The 17,770-nt window shown below is 64.9% G+C and carries 15 protein-coding genes, 1 tRNA gene and 1 pseudogene; 8 read left to right on the top strand and 9 right to left on the bottom strand.

Annotated features, from left to right (window positions below):
• Nucleotides 1-65: 65 nt before the first annotated feature.
• Entirely contained in the window at nt 66-1,061 is a 996-nt protein-coding gene (locus FCK22_RS11970) for a DUF2235 domain-containing protein (protein ID WP_231886435.1), read from the top strand.
• Here the strand turns inward: FCK22_RS11970 and FCK22_RS11965 are convergent.
• From FCK22_RS11965 to putA, 4 genes are all read right to left on the bottom strand, one after another.
• On the bottom strand, nt 1,058-1,444 hold the full coding sequence (locus FCK22_RS11965) for a GFA family protein (RefSeq protein WP_067267489.1): 387 nt from the start codon (nt 1,442-1,444) through the stop codon (nt 1,058-1,060). The genes FCK22_RS11970 and FCK22_RS11965 overlap by 4 nt on opposite strands.
• The gene (locus FCK22_RS11960) at nt 1,441-2,184 is read right to left on the bottom strand and encodes a rhomboid family intramembrane serine protease (RefSeq protein WP_067267488.1); all 744 of its coding nucleotides are present in this window, start codon (nt 2,182-2,184) and stop codon (nt 1,441-1,443) included. The genes FCK22_RS11965 and FCK22_RS11960 overlap by 4 nt, the downstream gene beginning before the upstream one ends.
• An 85-nt stretch (nt 2,185-2,269) precedes the next feature.
• Nucleotides 2,270-3,421: an amidohydrolase gene (locus FCK22_RS11955; RefSeq protein ID WP_067267487.1), complete on the bottom strand. Its 1,152-nt coding sequence runs from the start codon at nt 3,419-3,421 to the stop codon at nt 2,270-2,272.
• A 27-nt stretch (nt 3,422-3,448) separates the two neighbouring features.
• The gene (gene putA / locus FCK22_RS11950; protein WP_067267486.1) at nt 3,449-6,865 is read right to left on the bottom strand and encodes a bifunctional proline dehydrogenase/L-glutamate gamma-semialdehyde dehydrogenase PutA; all 3,417 of its coding nucleotides are present in this window, start codon (nt 6,863-6,865) and stop codon (nt 3,449-3,451) included.
• Between the two features lie 107 nt (nt 6,866-6,972).
• Between putA and FCK22_RS11945 the strand changes: the two genes are divergently transcribed.
• The gene (locus tag FCK22_RS11945) at nt 6,973-7,449 is read left to right on the top strand and encodes an Lrp/AsnC ligand binding domain-containing protein (protein ID WP_067267484.1); all 477 of its coding nucleotides are present in this window, start codon (nt 6,973-6,975) and stop codon (nt 7,447-7,449) included.
• Nucleotides 7,450-7,527: 78 nt separating this feature from the next.
• Nucleotides 7,528-7,615: transfer RNA gene (locus tag FCK22_RS11940), tRNA-Leu, on the top strand.
• A 14-nt stretch (nt 7,616-7,629) separates the two neighbouring features.
• Here FCK22_RS11940 and FCK22_RS11935 read toward each other — a convergent pair.
• Nucleotides 7,630-9,171: an MHYT domain-containing protein gene (locus FCK22_RS11935; RefSeq protein WP_067267483.1), complete on the bottom strand. Its 1,542-nt coding sequence runs from the start codon at nt 9,169-9,171 to the stop codon at nt 7,630-7,632.
• Between the two features lie 311 nt (nt 9,172-9,482).
• On the opposite strand from FCK22_RS11935, the gene FCK22_RS18930 reads away from it, so the two are divergent.
• The gene (locus FCK22_RS18930) at nt 9,483-10,073 is read left to right on the top strand and encodes a PAS domain-containing protein (RefSeq protein WP_197471005.1); all 591 of its coding nucleotides are present in this window, start codon (nt 9,483-9,485) and stop codon (nt 10,071-10,073) included.
• 66 nt (nt 10,074-10,139) lie between these two features.
• On the opposite strand, the pseudogene metG reads toward FCK22_RS18930, so the two are convergent.
• Both metG and FCK22_RS11920 read right to left on the bottom strand, forming a co-directional pair.
• Nucleotides 10,140-11,854 (bottom strand): annotated as a pseudogene (gene metG / locus FCK22_RS11925) (methionine--tRNA ligase).
• Nucleotides 11,855-11,924: 70 nt separating this feature from the next.
• Entirely contained in the window at nt 11,925-13,148 is a 1,224-nt protein-coding gene (locus FCK22_RS11920; protein ID WP_067267478.1) for an MFS transporter, read from the bottom strand.
• A gap of 154 nt (nt 13,149-13,302) precedes the next feature.
• Between FCK22_RS11920 and FCK22_RS11915 the strand changes: the two genes are divergently transcribed.
• The 3 genes from FCK22_RS11915 (at nt 13,303) to FCK22_RS11905 (ending at nt 15,851) form a co-directional block, all read left to right on the top strand.
• Nucleotides 13,303-14,346, top strand: coding sequence for an aldo/keto reductase (locus FCK22_RS11915; protein WP_067267477.1), 1,044 nt, complete (start codon nt 13,303-13,305; stop codon nt 14,344-14,346).
• Between the two features lie 121 nt (nt 14,347-14,467).
• Entirely contained in the window at nt 14,468-14,890 is a 423-nt protein-coding gene (locus tag FCK22_RS11910; RefSeq protein WP_136720439.1) for a lipocalin family protein, read from the top strand.
• A gap of 40 nt (nt 14,891-14,930) precedes the next feature.
• Nucleotides 14,931-15,851, top strand: coding sequence for a DMT family transporter (locus tag FCK22_RS11905; RefSeq protein ID WP_067264741.1), 921 nt, complete (start codon nt 14,931-14,933; stop codon nt 15,849-15,851).
• On the opposite strand, the gene FCK22_RS11900 is transcribed toward FCK22_RS11905, so the two are convergent.
• Together FCK22_RS11900 and FCK22_RS11895 are read right to left on the bottom strand one after the other, a co-directional pair.
• The gene (locus FCK22_RS11900) at nt 15,848-16,543 is read right to left on the bottom strand and encodes an NUDIX hydrolase (RefSeq protein ID WP_067264743.1); all 696 of its coding nucleotides are present in this window, start codon (nt 16,541-16,543) and stop codon (nt 15,848-15,850) included. The two genes, FCK22_RS11905 and FCK22_RS11900, sit on opposite strands and share 4 nt — an antisense overlap.
• Before the next feature lie 42 nt (nt 16,544-16,585).
• Complete coding sequence (locus FCK22_RS11895; protein WP_067264746.1) at nt 16,586-17,002, bottom strand: DUF983 domain-containing protein; 417 nt, start codon at nt 17,000-17,002, stop codon at nt 16,586-16,588.
• Between the two features lie 217 nt (nt 17,003-17,219).
• On the opposite strand from FCK22_RS11895, the gene FCK22_RS11890 reads away from it, so the two are divergent.
• A partial coding sequence (locus tag FCK22_RS11890) for a calcium sensor EFh (protein WP_136720445.1) occupies nt 17,220-17,770 on the top strand: 551 nt, incomplete at its 3' end.

Below are 17,770 nucleotides of genomic sequence, written 5' to 3'. Positions count from 1 at the left end.
TCCAACGGCTCTTCGGGCGGTTCTGGCGGCGGCCTGAAAGCGACTTCGGCCCGCGCCGGGGGGCGGTGACCCATGTTATCATCCTCGACGGGACCATGTCCTCGCTCGAACTGGGGCGCGAGACCAATGCGGGCATTGCCTATGGCCTCTGCCGCGAGATGGGCAGCGCCCTGTCGATCTATTACGAGCCGGGGCTGCAATGGCGCGATTGGCGCAGCGCTATGGATGTGATCTTGGGCCGCGGGATCAACCGGCAAATCCGCCGCGCCTATGGATATCTCGCCTCGCGCTACCGACCCGGAGATCGGATTTTCCTGCTGGGCTATTCGCGCGGCGGCTATGCGGTACGCTCCCTCGCCGGGGTGATCGACCGGGTGGGGCTTCTGCGCGCCGAGGTGGCGACAGAGCGTAACATCCGCGATGTTTACCGCCATTATGAGGCGCATCATCTGAGTAAGGCGGGCGAACTCTTTGCCCGGGCCAACTGCCACCCCGAGGTTGAGATCGAGGCGATTGGCGTTTGGGATACGGTCAAGTCGCTGGGACTCAACGCGCCGCTGTTCTGGCGGTTCTCGCAGCCGCTGCATATGTTCCACAACCACGACCTGAGCCGCAACGTGAAGAACGGCTTTCAGGCGCTGGCCCTGAACGAGACCCGCGTCGCCTATGCCCCGGTGCTATGGACCACGCCCGAGGGCTATGACGGGCGGCTTGAGCAGGTCTGGTTCCCCGGCACCCATGGCGACGTGGGCGGCCAGTTGGGCGGGCATGAGGCCGCGCGCCCCTTGGCCAATATCCCGCTGGTCTGGCTGCTGTCGCGGATGGAGGAAAGCGGCCTGCCACTGCCCGCAGGTTGGGCCACGCGGTTCGATCAAGATCCCGCCGCGCCCTCCATCGGGCGCTGGCGCGGCTATGGCAAGATGCTGGTGACCCGCCGCCGCCGGGTGGTGGGCGCGGACCCGTCCGAGCGGCTGCACGAAAGCGTGGAGCAGCGCCGCGAACAAGCCGCGCCACAACCGGGGTTGCTGGCCCGGATGCAGGGGGTGATTTCCAGCCTCTAACCGGGGTCGCGGTCCGAAGGGTGGTTGATGCCATCGCTATAGGGCAGCGGCTCCATCTCCCAAGGCAGGACCCCTTCGATCGCACCAAGGTTCACGCCGCATTCATCGGGGTTCGAGCGGCGGCGGTGGTGGGTGTAGATGCCGCAGGTCTTACAGAAATAGTGCTGCGCCGTATGCGTGCCCCAAGTGTAGAGCGTGAGGTTCTCGGCCCCTTTCAACACGGTCACCGTCTCGACCGGAGCCGTTACCGTGGCGGCGCCGCGGCGGCGGCAAAAGGAGCAGGTGCAGCGCGCGGCCGAGGCCAGACCGCGCGGAAACAGCGCTTCGATCACCACGGCCCCGCAGTGGCAAGAGGCGCGGCGGGTTTCGGAGGTTTCGGTCATTTGCGTCTCACTTTCGGAATGCGACTTTCGCTCAGGTCATAGTCTGCGGCGGCATGGGGCGGATGGCCGTGGGTTTGCCGCCAAAAGGCAAAGCCGCCCCGCCGCAGCCAGAGCGGCAAGGTCAGCAGCAGCCCCGCGATGAACCCGCCCGCATGGGCCCAATAGGCCACCCCGCCGGTGCCCGGCGTGGCCCCGATCCCGCCAATGAATTGCATGCCGAACCACAGGCCCAGCATGATCCACGCCGGGATCGCGAAGATGCGGAAAAACACGATAAAGATCACCAGAATGTCGACCTTGGCACGGGGGAAGAGCAGCAGGTAGCCTCCCATCACCCCCGCAATCGCGCCCGAGGCCCCGACCATAGGCACCCATGAGAGCGGTTCTGTCACGACTTGGCCCAGACCCGCGGCGATGCCGCAGGCAAGGTAGAACAGCAGATAGCGCCCATGGCCCATCTCATCTTCGACATTGTCGCCGAATATCCACAAAAACAGCATGTTACCCGCCAGATGCATCCAGCCGCCATGCAGAAATTGCGAGGTGATGAGGCCGAAATACCCCTCCCCATGGCTCAGCCGCGCGGGCAGCAGGGCGTAGCTGTAGTAAAACTCGGCCAAGGCGCGCTCATCCGCCATCAGCGACAGGGACGACAGGAACACCCCAATGTTGAGCGCCATCAGCCCATAGGTGACGAAGGGCGTTCGGCCCGAGGGGTTGTGATCGCGGATCGGGAACATGCGGGCCAGCCTTTGCCAAGTCGTCCGCAGCGTCAAGCGGCGCGGGGGATCGTCATGCCCTTAGCTGCGCCCGCGGGGGCTTCTGTCAAGCGGAACCGAGCAAATCCCGTGCGATCCGCTCAAAAATACCGGCGCCTAAGGGGATCAGATCATCGGGGAAATCGTAATCGGGATTGTGCAGGGCGGCGTAGCCCTCGCCGGGGCCAAGGCAGAGCATCGCGGCCTTGGCATCGCGCCCGAACAGGCCGAAATCCTCGGAGGCGCGCATCGGCAAGTTTTTCTGCCCGTGCGACACGCCAAGCGCGTCCATCGCCGCGGCGGCGATCGCGTAGGCTTCGGGGTGGTTGATGGAGGCGGCGAAATGGTCTGATTCCGCGAAAGCTGCCGTCAGCCCATGGGCCTCGGTCACGCGGGCGACTTCGGCGTGCAGGGCCACTTCGATCTCGGCCAGCGCATCGTCGCGGGTGCTGCGCAGGGTGGCATAGAGCGCCGCTTCGCCAGGGGCGACGCCAAAGGTCGGCTCGCCCATGCGCAGATGGGTGAGGGTGACGAGACGGAAGTCATCGTCAAGCGGCCCGCCGGGGCCGAGCGCTTGCAGCGCCGGGATCAACTCGGCCAGCGCAAGGGCGGGGGAGGTGCCATCCTCGGGGCTGGCGGCATGGGCGGTCTTGCCGTGCAGGGCGATGGAGATGCCTTTCGAGGCGCAGTTGATCAGCGCGGGCGCGGTGTCGACATGGCCAAAGGGGCGGCCCGGCTCGACATGGATGGCAAAGGCGTAATCGGCAGCGATCTCGGCATAGGTGGGGTCGTTCACCACCGCCCGCGCGCCGCTGCCGTCCTCCTCGGCCGGTTGGAACATCAGCACCACGCGGCCCTTTGCGACGGGGCGGCGCCCGATCATCCGACCGAGCGCCAAGAGCATGGTCATATGACCGTCGTGGCCGCAGACGTGGGACTTGCCCGGCACCTTAGAGACCCAAGGAATGTCATGTTCCTCGGGGATCGGCAGGGCGTCGAGTTCCGCGCGGAAGAGCACCGTGGGGCCGGGGTTGCCGCTATCGAAAACCGCCGCCACCCCATTCCCGCCAAGGCCGGTGAGGATGCGCGTAGGCGCGAGCTTTTCCAGTTCCGCCGCGATGGTTCGGGCGGTCTCCACTTCCTCGCCCGAGATCTCGGGGTATTGGTGGAGCGCCCTGCGAAACTGCGTCAACTCTTCGATATCGCGGTTCGTCAGCATGGCGCTCCCCCTCATTGCGCGGCCCGTTCAGGCCATCATTCCCAAGAGCTGTGCATTGCCGCCCGAGGCGGTGGTGTCAACACAGACATGGCGCTCGGCGCGGACGCGCGCGGTGTCGGGCTTGCCGCGCAGAAGCGGGATGATCGCCCCCTCGCGGGCCGCCAGCGCCTTGTCGATCTGCCGCGCCGTCTCCTCATCGCCCCACCAGAGCACGCCGCCATAGGCCGGGCCGGTGGTGAGCCCTTCGGGGTCGATGCGGCCTGTGGCCTCAACCGCGACACCGCCGAGGGCGCGCACGGCCTTGGCCTGCGCCGTGGCCGCCTCGGCCCCCGGTCCCATGCAGAGAAGCGCGGGGCGGGGCAGAGTGGAGAGGCGGTTGCTCTCGCCGGTCGGCCCGGGCATCGACTGGGTTTCAAGCACGGTGGAGGGATGCGCGGGGAGGTCGGGCAGGCTCTGCTGCGCGTTGTCCCATGTGCCCGCGGCCTCCTGATGGTCGGGCGCCGCGAAACGCTCCAGATAGTTCGGCCCGCCCGCCTTCGGCCCGGTGCCCGAAAGCCCCTCGCCACCGAAGGGCTGGCTGCCGACGATGGCGCCGATCTGGTTGCGGTTCACATAGATATTGCCCGCCTCGATCCGCTCCGAGACATGCTGCACCCGGTCGTCGATCCGCGTGTGCAGGCCGAAGGTGAGGCCGTAGCCGGTTGCATTGATCGCGTCGATCACGGCGTCGAGCTCATGGCTCTTGAAGGTCGCCACATGCAGCACGGGGCCGAAGATTTCCCGCTTCATGTCGCTGATGCCGTTCACCCGCAGGATCGCGGGGCCGACGAAAGTGCCGCCTTCGGGCGCTTTCAATTCGGCGATCAGCCGGCCCTCCGCGCGGGCGGCCTCGACATGATCGACGATGGTCTGGCGCGCGGCATTATCGATGACGGGGCCCACGTCGGTCGACAGATGCCACGGATCGCCCATGCGCAGCGCCTGCATTGCGCCCTTGAGCATGGTGATCAGGTCCTCGGCGATGTCCTCTTGCACGTAGAGGCAGCGCACGGCGGAGCAGCGCTGGCCCGCGGACTGGAAGGCGCTTTCGACGATCGCCTGCACGGCCTGCTCGGGCAGGGCGGTGCTGTCGACGATCATGGCGTTAAGACCGCCGGTCTCGGCAATCAGCGGGGTGCCGGGGGCGCAGTGTTCGGCCATGTTGGCGCGGATGCGCAGGGCGGTGGCGGTGGAGCCGGTGAAGGCCACGCCGTTGACGCGGGCGTCGCCCGTGAGTGCCGCGCCCACCTCGCCGCCGCCCGGCAGCAGTTGCAGCGCCGCGCGCGGCACGCCGGCCTCGTGCAGCACCTTGACGGCAAGCTGTGCGATCAGCGGGGTTTGTTCGGCCGGTTTGGCCAGTACGGCATTGCCTGCGGCCAATGCTGCCGTGACCTGCCCGCAGAAGATCGCCAGCGGGAAGTTCCACGGCGAGATGCAGGTGAAGATGTCCGCGGGCGGCTCGTTGGTGGCCTGACCGGCGTAGTAGCGCAGGAAATCCACCGCCTCGCGCAGCTCGGCCACGCAGTCGGGCAGTTGCTTACCGGCTTCGCGGGCAAGGATGGCAAAGATCTCGCCATAGCGGTCCTCGAACATGTCGGCGGCGCGCAGAAGCGTGGCGCGGCGGGTGTTCAGCGAGGCGTCCCAAGGCGCGGCATTGTCGAGCGCCGTGGCCACATCGGCCTCGGAAGCAGGGCGCACCGTGCCGGGAGAGGCACCCCCGGTGGGATTGGCGACGGTTTCATCCGCCTCGGGCGCAGCTTCGCCCGCCAGCAGCGGTGCGGCTTCCCATGTGGCGTCCGCGAAGGGGGCGCGGGCTTCTTCGATCGCGGCGAGGGTTGGAGTATGCGCCAGATCGAAGCCCCGCGCATTGGCGCGCTGCGGTTGGAACACCTCTGGCCCTTTCGGGATCGTTGGGGCGTTGTCCTGAAGTTGGTCGAAGGGGTCGGCGGCCACGACTTCTGGCGGCACGTCCTCGTCAACGATCTGGTTCACGAAGCTGGAGTTCGCGCCGTTCTCCAGCAGACGCCGGACGAGATAGGCCAGCAGATCGCGGTGCGCGCCGACGGGAGCGTAGATGCGGCAGCGGGTGCCGTGTTTCTGCATAACGATGTCATGCAGCGTCTCGCCCATGCCATGCAGGCGCTGGAACTCGTAGGCCTCGGGGTCGTCGGCCATATGCAGCACGGCGGCGACGGTATGGGCGTTATGGGTGGCGAACTGCGGGTAGATGCGGTCGGTCATGCCCAAGAGTTTGCGGGCATTGGCGATGTAGCTGACATCCGTGGCCGCCTTGCGGGTGAAGACCGGGAAACCGTCGATCCCCTCAACCTGCGCTTGCTTGATCTCGGTGTCCCAATAGGCGCCCTTGACCAGCCGCACCATGATGCGGCGGTCATGACGCTGCGCCATGTCATAAAGCGTGTCGATCACCACGCCGGCGCGCGGGCCGTAGGCCTGCACGACCACGCCGAAACCGTCCCAACCGGCCAGCGCGGGCTCGCCCATCACCGTGTCGATCACCTCGAGCGAGAGTGCCAAACGGTCGGCCTCCTCGGCATCGATGTTGAGGCCCATGCCAGCCGATTTCGCCAAGAGCGCCAGCGCCCGGAGGCGTGGCACCAAATCGCGCATCACGGCCTCTTCCTGCGCCAACTCGTAACGCGGGTGCAGGGCCGAGAGCTTGACCGAAATGCCGGGGTTCTTGCGGATGTCGTCATGGGTGCAGGCATCTGCAATGGCCGAGATCGCGCGGGAATAGCTGAGGTGATAGCGTTTGGCATCGGCCTCGGTCCGCGCGGCTTCGCCCAGCATGTCGTAGCTATAGGTGAAGCCCTTCTTCTCCATGCCGCGGGCGCGTTTCATCGCGGCCTGAATGTCCTCGCCCAGCACGAACTGGCGGCCCATCTCGCGCATGGCGCGGCTGACGGCGGTGCGGATCACCGGCTCCCCCAGACGTTTGATCGCCGCCCGCAGGTGGCGCACCGGGCCGGGCTGGTCATCATCCAGCACGCGGCCCGTCAGCATCAGCGCCCATGTCGAGGCGTTGACAAGGCTCGAGGTCGAATGCCCCATGTGGCGGCCCCAGTCCGACGGGGCGATCTTGTCTTCGATCAGCGCATCGATGGTCTCGGCATCCGGCACGCGCAGCAGCGCCTCGGCGAGACACATCAGCGCCACGCCTTCCTCGGTGCTGAGGCCATATTCGGCAAGGAAGACTTCCATCATGCCGGGGGCCGAGGTGCCGCGGATGTCACGCACCAGACCCGCAGCATCGGCGGTGATCTTGGCGCGGTCCTCGGGCGAAAGATCGGCCTGCGCCTTGAGCTCGGTCAGCAGCGCGTCAGGCTCAGCATAGGTGCGCGCGTCGATGGTTTGGCGAAGGGCGGGGGCGTGATCGAGGGCCATGGCAAGCTCCAGTTGATGTTTGGACCAGAATACCGCATGTTGAGCAGGCTAATCGACTTAATATGTCTGTCATGATAGTCGTTGGGACTGAACGAGAGGGTCACCGCATGTCAAATGAACTTTTCAATCTGGACCGGTTCGACAGCGCGATTCTATCGGTGTTGGCCGAGGACGGGCGCATCAGCATCACCGATCTTGCCCGCCGCATCGGCCTGTCGAAATCCCCCACCCAAGCGCGTCTGCGCCGGTTGGAGGAAAGCGGCGTGATCCTTGGCTATCGCGCCCTTTTGGACCCGATCCGGCTGGGGCTGGATCATGTCGCCTTTGTCGAGGTGCGCCTGAACGACACGCGCGAGGCGGCCTTGCGGGCCTTCAACCTTGCCGTGGCTAAGGTGCCAGAGATCGAACAGGCCCATATGATCGCGAGCCATTTCGACTATCTGATCAAGGTGCGCACGCGGAACATGTCAGAATATCGTCGCTTTCTGGGGGAGGTGATTTCAACCCTGCCGCATGTGGCCAGCACCTCGACCTATGTGGCGATGGAGGCGGTGAAGGAAACCATGCTGGCCGATACGGCCTGAAGCATCGTGCCAGAACCATGGGGCCGGGGGCATTCGCCCATTTACACCGCCCGCGTGATGCTTATTGTGCGCCCCGATGCGGGCGTGATGGAATGGTAGACATACCAGACTTAAAATCTGTTGGGGCGTAGCCCCGTGTGGGTTCGAGTCCCCCCCGCCCGCACCACTGTTTTCAAAGGCTTAGCTTGCTTGGGCCAGCGTCGCAGGCTCTGCCAATTGCGTGGCGCCGGGGATGAAGACGGTAAAGGTCGTGCCCTGACCAAGCGTGCTTTTGACCGTGATGTCGCCGCCATGGGCAAGGGCCAGTTTCTTGCAGATCGCCAGCCCCAGCCCGGTGCCGCCCTCGGCGCGGTCATCGGCGTCTTCGATCTGGGTGAAAGCCTCGAAAATGCGGTCCAAATCCTGCGCGGCGATGCCGACGCCATTGTCTTCGACCTCGAAAACAAACCCGCCCGCGTGCAGGCGCGCGCGCAGATAGATGTCCCGCGCCTTAGAGAATTTCAGCGCATTGCCGACGATATGGCCCAGCAGTTGCAGGCTGCGGCGGCGGTCAGCGGTGACGGTGAGCGGCGGGGTGTCGATATGCAGCGTAGCGGTCTTGTCATGCGCGGCGCCGTGGTGCTCTTCGACCACTTCCTCCAAAAGCGCGCGGGTGTCGAAGGCCGTCTTGTCGAGCGCGAGGTCGTTCAACTCCATATTCGTATAGTCGAGGATGTCGTTGATAATGGTCAACAATTGCCCGCCCGCGAATTTGATGCGCTGGCCGTAGAGTTCCGCCTGATCACCCATTTTGCTGAAATGCTCGGACCCGGGATGCTCCTCAGGGCCCAGCTTGGCGAGGTTGTGGCGTTTGAGTTCCGACAGGAAGCTGGCGTAGCCGATCACGATGGTCAGCGGGGTGCGCAATTCGTGGCTGAGCACGCTCATGAATTCCGATTTCGCCCGGCTGGCACTTTCGGCGGCATCGCGGGCCTTTCGCAGTTCCTCGACGCTTTCGTTGCGAGTGCGGTTTTCGACAACATAGCTAAAGAGCGCGGCCAGCGCGATGATGGCGGCGGTGCCGGCGATGATCAGCGCGATTAATCTATATTCAACTGGGTTGGCGTAAAGCGGCTGCGCGGCCAGCGGGGTGACCTGAAAAGCAGCCATGCCGGTGAAATGGAGCAGGATGATCGCCATCGCCAAAAGCGCGGTCATCCACACCACGCTGCCCTTGCCCCCACGGCCCGCTGCGCCAAGCGCGAGGGTTGCAAGGACGACCGCGATGATGACGGAGGCGGTCAGATACCCCATGTCCCAATGGATCGCGCCCTGCACGCGATAGGCCACCATGCCGGTGTAATGCATGGCCGAAATCGCCAGCCCAAAGATCGTCCCGCCCAGAACCGTGGCCCGTCGGGATTTGAGCAGCCCGGCGATGACGACGCCCAAGATCGAGCCGACGATGGCGATGATCAGCGACAGGAAGGTGAGCGAGAAATGGAACGTCGCCGGCGCGTCGAGCTGATAGGCAAGGATCGCGATGAAATGGGTGCACCAGATCGTCACCCCCGCTGTCATCGCGGTCAGATAGCACCAGATCAACGCCTGGCGACGCGGCTGTTCAAGCACATGCCGATAGAGCCGTGCCACCACCCAGCTGCCGAAGATACAAAGAAGTGCTGCAAGCAGCACGAGCCCGAGGTCGTGATCGTGATGAATTGTATGGGCGACCCGGAACATCTTTATCCTATCTGATATTAACACTTGGTTAATTGCTGTCGGAATAGGGCGAAAATAAGTCTCTCGCAAGTTCACACTGTGCCTACATTTTTTAACTCCGTGGTAAGACCTTGCCGCTAATCCTCTCCCAAGGTCGGCAGTGGGGCGGGACGAGGTAGAGGCGGCAGATGGCAGGTTCAGGGAAAGGAGGGCGATCGTTTAACCTCTTACGGCGCATGGTTTTTTGCCTGCGGGGCTATGTTGCTCGGATGCTGGGCTCCGTTGGGTGGTGCGGCGCGGCAAGGCTCGACGGGCCGCGTGAGAGGGTGAGCATGTCAGACGGAGATACCGCTGCTGGGGAGGACAGCCTTACCTCAGGGCAACTCCCGCTCATCTCCATCGTTTTCGCGGCAGAGCGGCGCATGTTTAGGCAGAACCTTGATGGTCGGCCCAAGGGAGGGCTTCGCGGAGCGCTTGTGCCCTCTCCCGGCCCCGCGGGCGGGAAGGGGGCCGCGGGTGAGGCCATCCTATCCCCGGTCAAGGCCGATATGGCCGAAATCGACGTGGTATTCTCTCCCGATGGGCGCGTTTGCCATGCCAATGAGGCGGCCTGCGGTGTCACCTATGGGCTGGGGGATTGCCTGATCGGGCAGCATATCAGCGATCTGTTCGGGCCGCGGCTCTGCGATGGGGCTGAGATCGGCACGCTTTGGGCGCAGGCGCTTGAGGGGCTGGCGCCGCAGGGCGGCTTTCAGATGCACCCGGGGGAAGAGACGGCCCGCATTGTCCACGGCTGGCTCACGGCGGAGCGGGATCCCGAGGGGCGGCGGCATGGCGTCCGGTTTCGGGGTGTCGAAGCGGCGGCGAATGGCGTGGGGCCGGTGCGCGCGGTCTCAGGCGGAAAGCGCGCGCGGAGCGGTTAGCCGAGCGCCTTCGCCGTAGAACGAAACAGCGGCGCACAACCCGCGCCGCTGTTCCGACATTTCTGATCAGTCGCGCTTACCGGCGAAACGTTCGGCCCAGCTTTCGCGGTCCTCATCGCTGATCTTGGCAAAAAGCACTTCGGGCACTTCAAAGCCGTGGCCGGGGGCAAGCTTGCCCAAGGCCGCGGGCACATCGTCGGGCCAGGGCATGTCTTCGACCTTCATCGCCGCCAGCATCGAGGCCGAGGCCGTGGGGATGAAGGGTGCGGAAAGCACGGCGTAGAGCGGGATCAGGTTCAGCGCCAGCCGCACCTGCGCCGCCGCGCGGTCGGGGTCGGTCTTGAAGGTGGTCCAAGGCGCTTGGGCTTGCAGATATTCGTTGCCCGCCGCCCAGATGCCGCGCAGTTCGGCGGCGGACTTGCGGACCTCCATCGCCTCCATCAGCGTCTCGTAACGGGCGACGCGGGCGGTGATGTCTTCGATCAGCGCCTGTTCCGCCTCGCCGTATTCGCCGGCCTCGGGCACCGCTTCGCCGAATTTGGAGCGGCAGAACTTGGTGATCCGGCTGACGAAATTGCCCAGTACGTCGGCCAAATCCTTGTTCACCGAGGCTTGGAAATTTTCCCAAGTGAATTCGGCATCCGAGGTCTCAGGCGCATGGCTCAAGAGCCACCAGCGCCAGTAATCCGCCGGCAGGATTTCCAACGCCTGATCCATGAAGACGCCGCGCCCACGCGAGGTGGAGAACTGACCGCCGTCATAATTGAGGTAATTGAAGGACTTGATGTAATCCACCAGTGCTTCCACGGCTCGCCCGAGCCCTTGATCGTGGCGGGGAAGCTGAGCGTGTGGAAGGGGACATTGTCCTTGCCCATGAACTGGGTGTAGCGCACGTCTTCGGCGCCGCGGTCGGTGCGCCACCAGCTTTCCCAATCGACGCCTTTGCCCGCATCGACCCATTCCTGCGCGCAGGCGATGTATTCGATGGGCGCGTCGAACCAGACGTAAAAGACCTTGCCTTCCATGCCCGGCCAATCCTGATCGCCGCGTTTCACCGGCACGCCCCAGCTCAGGTCGCGGGTGATGCCACGGTCTTGCAGCCCGTCGCCGTCATGCAGCCATTTCTTGGCGATGGAGGTGGTCAGCACGGGCCAGTCGGTCTTGCTGTCGATCCAAGCGTCGAGCTCGTCCTTGAGTTGGCTTTGCTTGAGGAACAGGTGCTTCGTCTCGCGCATCTCCAGATCAGTGGCGCCCGAGATCGTCGAGCGCGGGTTGATCAGGTCCTCGGGGTCGAGTTGCTTGGTGCAATTGTCGCATTGATCGCCGCGCGCATCCTCGAAGCCGCAGTTGGGGCAGGTGCCCTCGACATAGCGGTCGGGCAGGAAGCGCCCGTCGGTCGGCGAATAAATCTGCCGTTGGGAGACCTCTTCGATCAGCCCGCGGTCGGCCAGCGCGCCTGCGAAATGCTGCGTGAGCTTGCGGTTCTGCGGGCTGGACGAGCGGCCAAAGTGATCGAAGGACAGGCCGAACCCTTCGGCGATGCGGGCCTGTGTTTCATACATCTCGGCGCAATATTCATCGACCGGTTTGCCCGCTTTCGCGGCGGCAAGCTCGGCGGGGGTGCCGTGCTCGTCCGTGGCGCAGAGGAACAGAACATCCTGCCCCCGGCCACGCTGATAGCGCGCGTAGAGGTCCGCAGGCAGCTGGCTGCCCACGAGGTTACCCAGATGTTTGATCCCGTTGATATAGGGGATGGCGGAGGTGATGAGGTGGCGTGTCATATAAATATTCCCGTGCTTGGCGCAGCCTTATCGCAAGGGCTGCGCCAGTTCCAGCAAAAGACGGGACCGGTCAGTCGCGGTCCCGCGCGCGGCCCAAGAGCCGCCCGATGAGAAAGCTGGTCCGTGGCGCGTAGACGTAGGGCGTCCGCTCGGCCAAGGTGGGGCGCGCGCGCATCCGGGCAAGGCCAAAGACCACCAACCCCCCATGCGCCGCCGCGATCATCGCGAAAAGCGCCGCCGCGCCGAAATTGTCGATCAGGACCGAGGCGAGATAGGGCGCGCCGATGGCACCCAGAGCGAAAAAGAACATCAGGGCGGCGGAAAGCTCTACCCGCTCGTCGGAACTGGCAAAGTCATGGGCATGGGCGGCAGAGACCGAATAGATCGGAAAGGTCGTGGCGCCGAAAAGCCCGGCCGAGAGCATGATCCCCGCCGTGCCATAGCCCGCGCCCATCACGGTGACCGCACAGCCGCCCATCGCAGCGACCGAGAGCCAGATCAGCACCCAGCGGCGGTCGAACTTATCGGCCAGCATCCCCATGGGGTATTGCGCAAGCGCACCGCCCAGCACGAAGGCGGCAAGGAACCACGCGATTTGCGGCGCGCTGAGGCCGACTTCTTGACCGTAGATCGGCCCGACCATGCGGAAAGACGCGCTGGAGACGGCGGCCACGATGACCCCCGCCGCCGCCAGCGGTGAGCGGTCAAAGGCGAGGCGTGGGCGCAGCCGTGGCTGGCTGGGCGTTTCGGGCGGGCGGACCTTGGTCAGCGTCAGCGGCAAGAGGGCAGCACAGCAGCCGATGGCCAGCAGGTTGTAAGAGACGTAAGACGCCGGGGCGAGCACGCCCACGATCAACTGCGCGGCGAGCGAGCCGCTCATGTCCACCACCCGGTAAACGCCCATGGTGCGCCCGCGGGTCTCATTGGTGACCTTGGCCTGCATCCATGCTTCGATCACCGTATAGCAGCCCGCCACGCACATGCCTGACGCGACACGCATCAGCCCCCATGCGTAAGGGTCCACCACCATCATATGCGCCATCAGGCCGATTGATCCGGCGGCGGTGAAGGCGGCAAAGGCGCGGCTGTGGCCGACGCTGCCCATCAACCGAGGCGCCCACCAGCAGCCGATGAAGAACCCCAGAAAATGGGCCGAGCCGAGCATACCGATTTCCTGTCGGCTGAACCCAAGCTGCGCGCCTGACAACACGTCGATCGGCCCCACACCCCCGGTGGAGAGTTGCAGAAGGATGACCGAGAAGAACAGGGCGGCGAAGGATATGAGCAGGCGCATGGGCGCAGATTGCGTCCATTGCTGCCCAAACGGAAGGCCGAAAGCACCGAGGCCGCGCTTTTGTCGGGGTGCTAGGATCGGCGCGGGCCAATTGCCCTTGCGAAGGCCGGGCAGGCGGCTAGGTTGCGGGCAAAACACAAGCGAGGACCAAAAGATGAAGATGAAAAAGCTCGGCTCTAGCGATATCGAGGTCTCGCATTTCTGTTTGGGCTCCATGACATGGGGCACCCAGAACACCGCCGAGGAGGGCCATGCGCAGATCGACCGCGCGCTGGAGGCCGGGATCAACTTCATCGACACCGCCGAGATGTACCCCGTGAACCCGATCAGCGCCGAGACGATTGGCCGGACGGAAGAGATCATCGGCCAGTGGTTCGCCCGCGACAAGCGGCGGGACGAGGTGGTTCTGGCCAGCAAACACTCCGGCGAGGGGATGCAGCACGCCCGCGAGGGTGCGCCGATTTCCTCCGACACGATCCCCGGCGCCATCGAAGGTTCGCTGAAGCGCTTGCAGACGGATTACATCGACCTTTATCAATTCCACTGGCCCAACCGCGGCAGCTATATGTTCCGCAAGAATTGGCACTACGACCCGTCGAACCAGAACCGGGCCGAGACCATTGCGCATATGGAAGACACGCTTGGCGTGCTGCAACGTGAGGTCGAACGCGGGACGATCCGCGCCTTCGGCCTTAGCAACGAAAGCGCTTGGGGGCTGACCCAATGGGCCGCCGTGGCCGAACGGGTGGGCGGGCCGCGCCCGATCTCGGTGCAGAACGAATATTCGCTGATGTGCCGACTGGCCGATACCGATGTGTCCGAGACCTGCGTCAATGAGCAGATTGACATGCTGGCCTTCTCTCCGCTGGCCGCGGGGTTGCTGACCGGGAAATATCAGGGCGGGAAGATCCCCGCCGGGTCGCGCCTGTCGCTGAACGAAGATCTGGGCGGTCGGGTCACCCCCCGCGCCTTTGAGGCGGTCGCGGCCTATCTCAATGTAGCTGAGAAACATGGGCTCGATCCGGTGCAGATGGCGCTGGCATGGTGTGCGACACGGCCCTTCATGGGCTCGGTCATCTTTGGCGCGACCAGCCTTGAGCAGCTTGACGTGGCGCTTGGCGGGGCGGAGCTGACCTTGAGCGATGAGGTGATGGCCGATCTCGACGCGGCGCATAAAGCCCATCCGATGCCCTATTGATGGCCCGCTTCGGGATGCATTTGGCGCGGCGGGGGGGCATGTTGCTGCTGTTGGGCGCCCTCGCGGCGTGTAGCGGCGGCGAGGCGCGCCCGCGCAGACCGGGTTTCGCGATGCGGAGGCTTTGATCGGGGCCACCAGCCGCTATGACGCGGCGCGTTTTGGCGGCGAGTGGCAGGTCCGGGCGGCATTCCCCGGTGACGCCGACCTGAAGGCCGTGACCTTCGCGCCGGAAGGGCCGACCCTGATCGAACAGCGCCAGACCTGCGACAGCGCCGGATGCCGCAACACCCGCACCCTTTGGGCGCTGAGCGCAGAGGGGCCGGGCCGTTACATGATGCGAGCCGCCGTCGGCGGGGCCGAGCGGCCTTTCTGGGTGCTTTGGGTCGACGAAGGCTTCCGCACGGCGGTCATCGGCAGCCCCGATGGCGGATATGGCTGGATCCTCGACCGTCAGGCGACAGGCGGGGCGGACCGGATCGCCGCCGCGCAGGAGATCTTGGCCTTCAACGGCTATGACCTCGGGGCCCTAGAGATGAGACCCTAAGGCACTGGCCCTGCCGCCCGCCTTCGGCCTATAGGCTGTTATGGACAGTGCTTTCGCCCCCGATCTGTGGATCCTCGTCACCCTCGCCGCCGCCGTCTTTCAGACCGGGCGCTTCATGCTGCAAAAACATCTGGCGACCGATACGCTTTCGGCAGGCGGGGCGACCTTTTCGCGGTTTCTCTATTCCGCGCCCTTCGTGGCGCTGTTGCTGCCGCTCTATCTGGCGCTGAGCGGGCAGGGGGTGCCGCCGCTTGGGGCGGGCTTCTGGCTGTACGGGGCGATGGGCGGCACGGCGCAGATCATGGCGACGGTCTGCGTGGTGCTGTTGTTCAAGCAGCGCAATTTCGCCGTGGGCATCACTTTCAAGAAGACCGAGGTGATTCAGACCGTTCTGATGGGCTGGATCGTGCTGGGCGAGGGCGTCTCGGGCGCGGGCTTTGCGGCCATCGCCCTTGGCGTGCTGGGGCTGCTGCTTCTGTCCGGCGGGGCCGAGGCGCAGGGGCTGCGCCTTAGCGATCTGCGCAACCGTGCGGCGGGGCTGGGCATCGCCTCGGGTTTTCTCTTCGCGATCTCGGCGGTCTGTTATCGCGGCGCCTCGCTCGCCGTGGCCTCGGGCGATCCGCTGTTGCGGGCAGGGGTGACGCTGGCGGCGGTGGTGCTGATGCAGACGCTGATCATGGCCCTTTGGCTGCGCCTGCGCGAACCGGGGCAAATGCGCCGGGTCTGGGCCGCGCGGCGGGTGGCGGTTTGGATCGGTCTGACCTCGATGGGCGGGTCGCTCTGTTGGTTCATCGCCTTCACCTTGCAAAACGCGGCCTATGTGAAAGCCTTGGGGCAGGTGGAACTGATGCTGAGCATCGCGGCCACGACCCTGTTCTTTCGCGAGCGAATTTCGCGCCGGGAGTGGGCTGGCATGGCGGTGCTGGCGGTCTCGATCCTGATGCTGGTTTTGGTGACCTAGCCCGTCATCGGGCGGCCATGCAGACGCAGGAACAGGCTTTCTTCGTCGTTGTTCTTGAAAAACGGGACCGAGGCAGGCGGGCTGGTGTCGCGCGCCCGGGCGGCGACCTCGGCCAATACGACCTCGGTGATGAAGGGCATGTCGAAAGACCGCGCCCGGCTCAGCGGCACCCATTGCAGATGTGACAGCTCATCACAGGCGGCATCGAAATCATCGGGGTCGCTGGCGATGTCGTCGGCATCCACCAGAAAGAACCGCGCGTCGAAGCGGCGTGGGCGGCCCGGCGGGGTCAGGGCGCGAAACACGAATTGCAGGGCAGAGGCATCGGGCAAATGGCCCGTGGCGGCAAAGCTCTGCCAGTCGGGCGGCACATCCCCCTGCCATGCGCCCTTGCGGCCCAGCACCAGACCGGTCTCTTCCCAAAGTTCACGAATGGCGGCAACGGCGATGGCATGGGCGAGCGACGGCTCGGCATCATCGCAGAGCCTGCCGTGGCAAAGCGCGTTCACCGGTGCGGCAAGGGGCACATCGGCATCACCCGCGTCCACCGCCCCGCCGGGAAAGACGAATTTATTCGGCATGAAGGCCGCCTTGGCCCCGCGTTGGCCCATCAGGATATGCGGGGTCTCATGGCGGTCGCGCAGCACGATCACCGTGGCGGCGTTGCGGATTTTGGTCTTGTCGATGGTCATGCGGTAGCGCTCCGGCAGTCAGGGGCCGAAGGGCAGGCCGCCTTAGCTTGACCGGCCGAAGCCGCCCATCCTTTTGGCCCATTGAAAGCCGATCATGGCCCCCTTCAGTCTGGGCAGAAGGTAAAGCGACAGCGCCGTGCAGCCAACCGCAAAAATGGTGAACAGGGTCAGAGGTTCGGGCCGCCAGACAACATAGGCGATGTGCAGCCCCGGTGCCAAAAGGTGACCGACCAACAGAATCGTCAGATAGGCCGGGCCGTCATCGGCGCGGTGGTGGTGGAACTCCTGACGGCAGACCGCGCAGTCGTCGTTTACCTTCAGATAGCCATGCAGCAGCTCTCCGCCCCCGCAGGAGGGGCATTTGCCACGCCAGCCGCGCAGCATGGCAGGCAGGCGGGGCCGCTCTTCGCTGGCGTCGGTCTCTGCGGTGTCGGGGGACAATTGCTGGGTTTGTGACATGGGGCGATCCTCTGGTTGAGGGATAGATGCAGTCTGGGGCGTGAAATGAAAAGACCGGAGGTTGCCGTTGCGGCGCCATGTCGCGCAGGGTGGGGCTTGGCCGATTTTCTCGAAAAAAGTTTGAAAACCTGCGACGGAAGTTTCGGGCCCCGCCGTTTGACCCTGTGATCGCGGCGCAAAAGCGTGAGACGATCTTTAAAAAACGAGGAGTATCAAGATGACCATTCGTACCAATATGAAGATCGCAGCCCTCAGCGGATTGTTGGCCGTGGGTGCCGTGGCCGCCACCGCCCAGCCAAGCGGGCAGGACCGGTTCCAGCAGCTTGACGCAGATGGCAACGGTGCGATCACGCAGGCAGAGTTTCAGGCCCATGCCGAGGCGCGTTTTGCCAAGGTTGATGCCGATGGCGACGGTTTCGTGACCGGCGAAGAGCTGAAGGCCGCAGGCGATGCACGCCGCGCCGATCGCGCCGCCAAGATGGTTGAGCGTTTCGACACCGATGGCAACGGCAGCCTCGACGCTTCCGAATTGGAAGCCATGGGCGATAAACACGGTGGCAAGCGCGGCGGCAAAGAGGGCGGCAAGCACGGTCATAAGGGCGGTGACAAGGGCGCCCGCATGATCGAGCGTATGGACGCCAATGACGACGGCAAACTCTCGATGGAAGAGATGACGCAGCGCCACGATCCGGCCAAGATGTTCGAGCGTCTGGACAAAGACGGCAACGGCAGCGTCAGCGCCGAAGAGTTCGAAGCGGCGAAAAAAAA

Origin of the sequence: Sulfitobacter sp. 15WGC (assembly GCF_005068605.1) — a bacterium.
In the GTDB taxonomy this organism is placed as follows: domain Bacteria; phylum Pseudomonadota; class Alphaproteobacteria; order Rhodobacterales; family Rhodobacteraceae; genus Sulfitobacter; species Sulfitobacter faviae.
This window is presented reverse-complemented; position numbering and strand designations above follow the sequence as displayed.

Coding starts and splice junctions, on each gene's coding strand:
- FCK22_RS11965 (WP_067267489.1), bottom strand. CDS start 1,444: ATGACCGAAACCTCCGAAACCCGCCGCGCCTCTTGCCACTGCGGGGCC.
- FCK22_RS11960 (WP_067267488.1), bottom strand. CDS start 2,184: ATGTTCCCGATCCGCGATCACAACCCCTCGGGCCGAACGCCCTTCGTC.
- FCK22_RS11955 (WP_067267487.1), bottom strand. CDS start 3,421: ATGCTGACGAACCGCGATATCGAAGAGTTGACGCAGTTTCGCAGGGCG.
- putA (WP_067267486.1), bottom strand. CDS start 6,865: ATGGCCCTCGATCACGCCCCCGCCCTTCGCCAAACCATCGACGCGCGC.
- FCK22_RS11945 (WP_067267484.1), top strand. CDS start 6,973: ATGTCAAATGAACTTTTCAATCTGGACCGGTTCGACAGCGCGATTCTA.
- FCK22_RS11935 (WP_067267483.1), bottom strand. CDS start 9,171: ATGTTCCGGGTCGCCCATACAATTCATCACGATCACGACCTCGGGCTC.
- FCK22_RS18930 (WP_197471005.1), top strand. CDS start 9,483: ATGTCAGACGGAGATACCGCTGCTGGGGAGGACAGCCTTACCTCAGGG.
- FCK22_RS11920 (WP_067267478.1), bottom strand. CDS start 13,148: ATGCGCCTGCTCATATCCTTCGCCGCCCTGTTCTTCTCGGTCATCCTT.
- FCK22_RS11915 (WP_067267477.1), top strand. CDS start 13,303: ATGAAGATGAAAAAGCTCGGCTCTAGCGATATCGAGGTCTCGCATTTC.
- FCK22_RS11905 (WP_067264741.1), top strand. CDS start 14,931: ATGGACAGTGCTTTCGCCCCCGATCTGTGGATCCTCGTCACCCTCGCC.
- FCK22_RS11900 (WP_067264743.1), bottom strand. CDS start 16,543: ATGACCATCGACAAGACCAAAATCCGCAACGCCGCCACGGTGATCGTG.
- FCK22_RS11895 (WP_067264746.1), bottom strand. CDS start 17,002: ATGTCACAAACCCAGCAATTGTCCCCCGACACCGCAGAGACCGACGCC.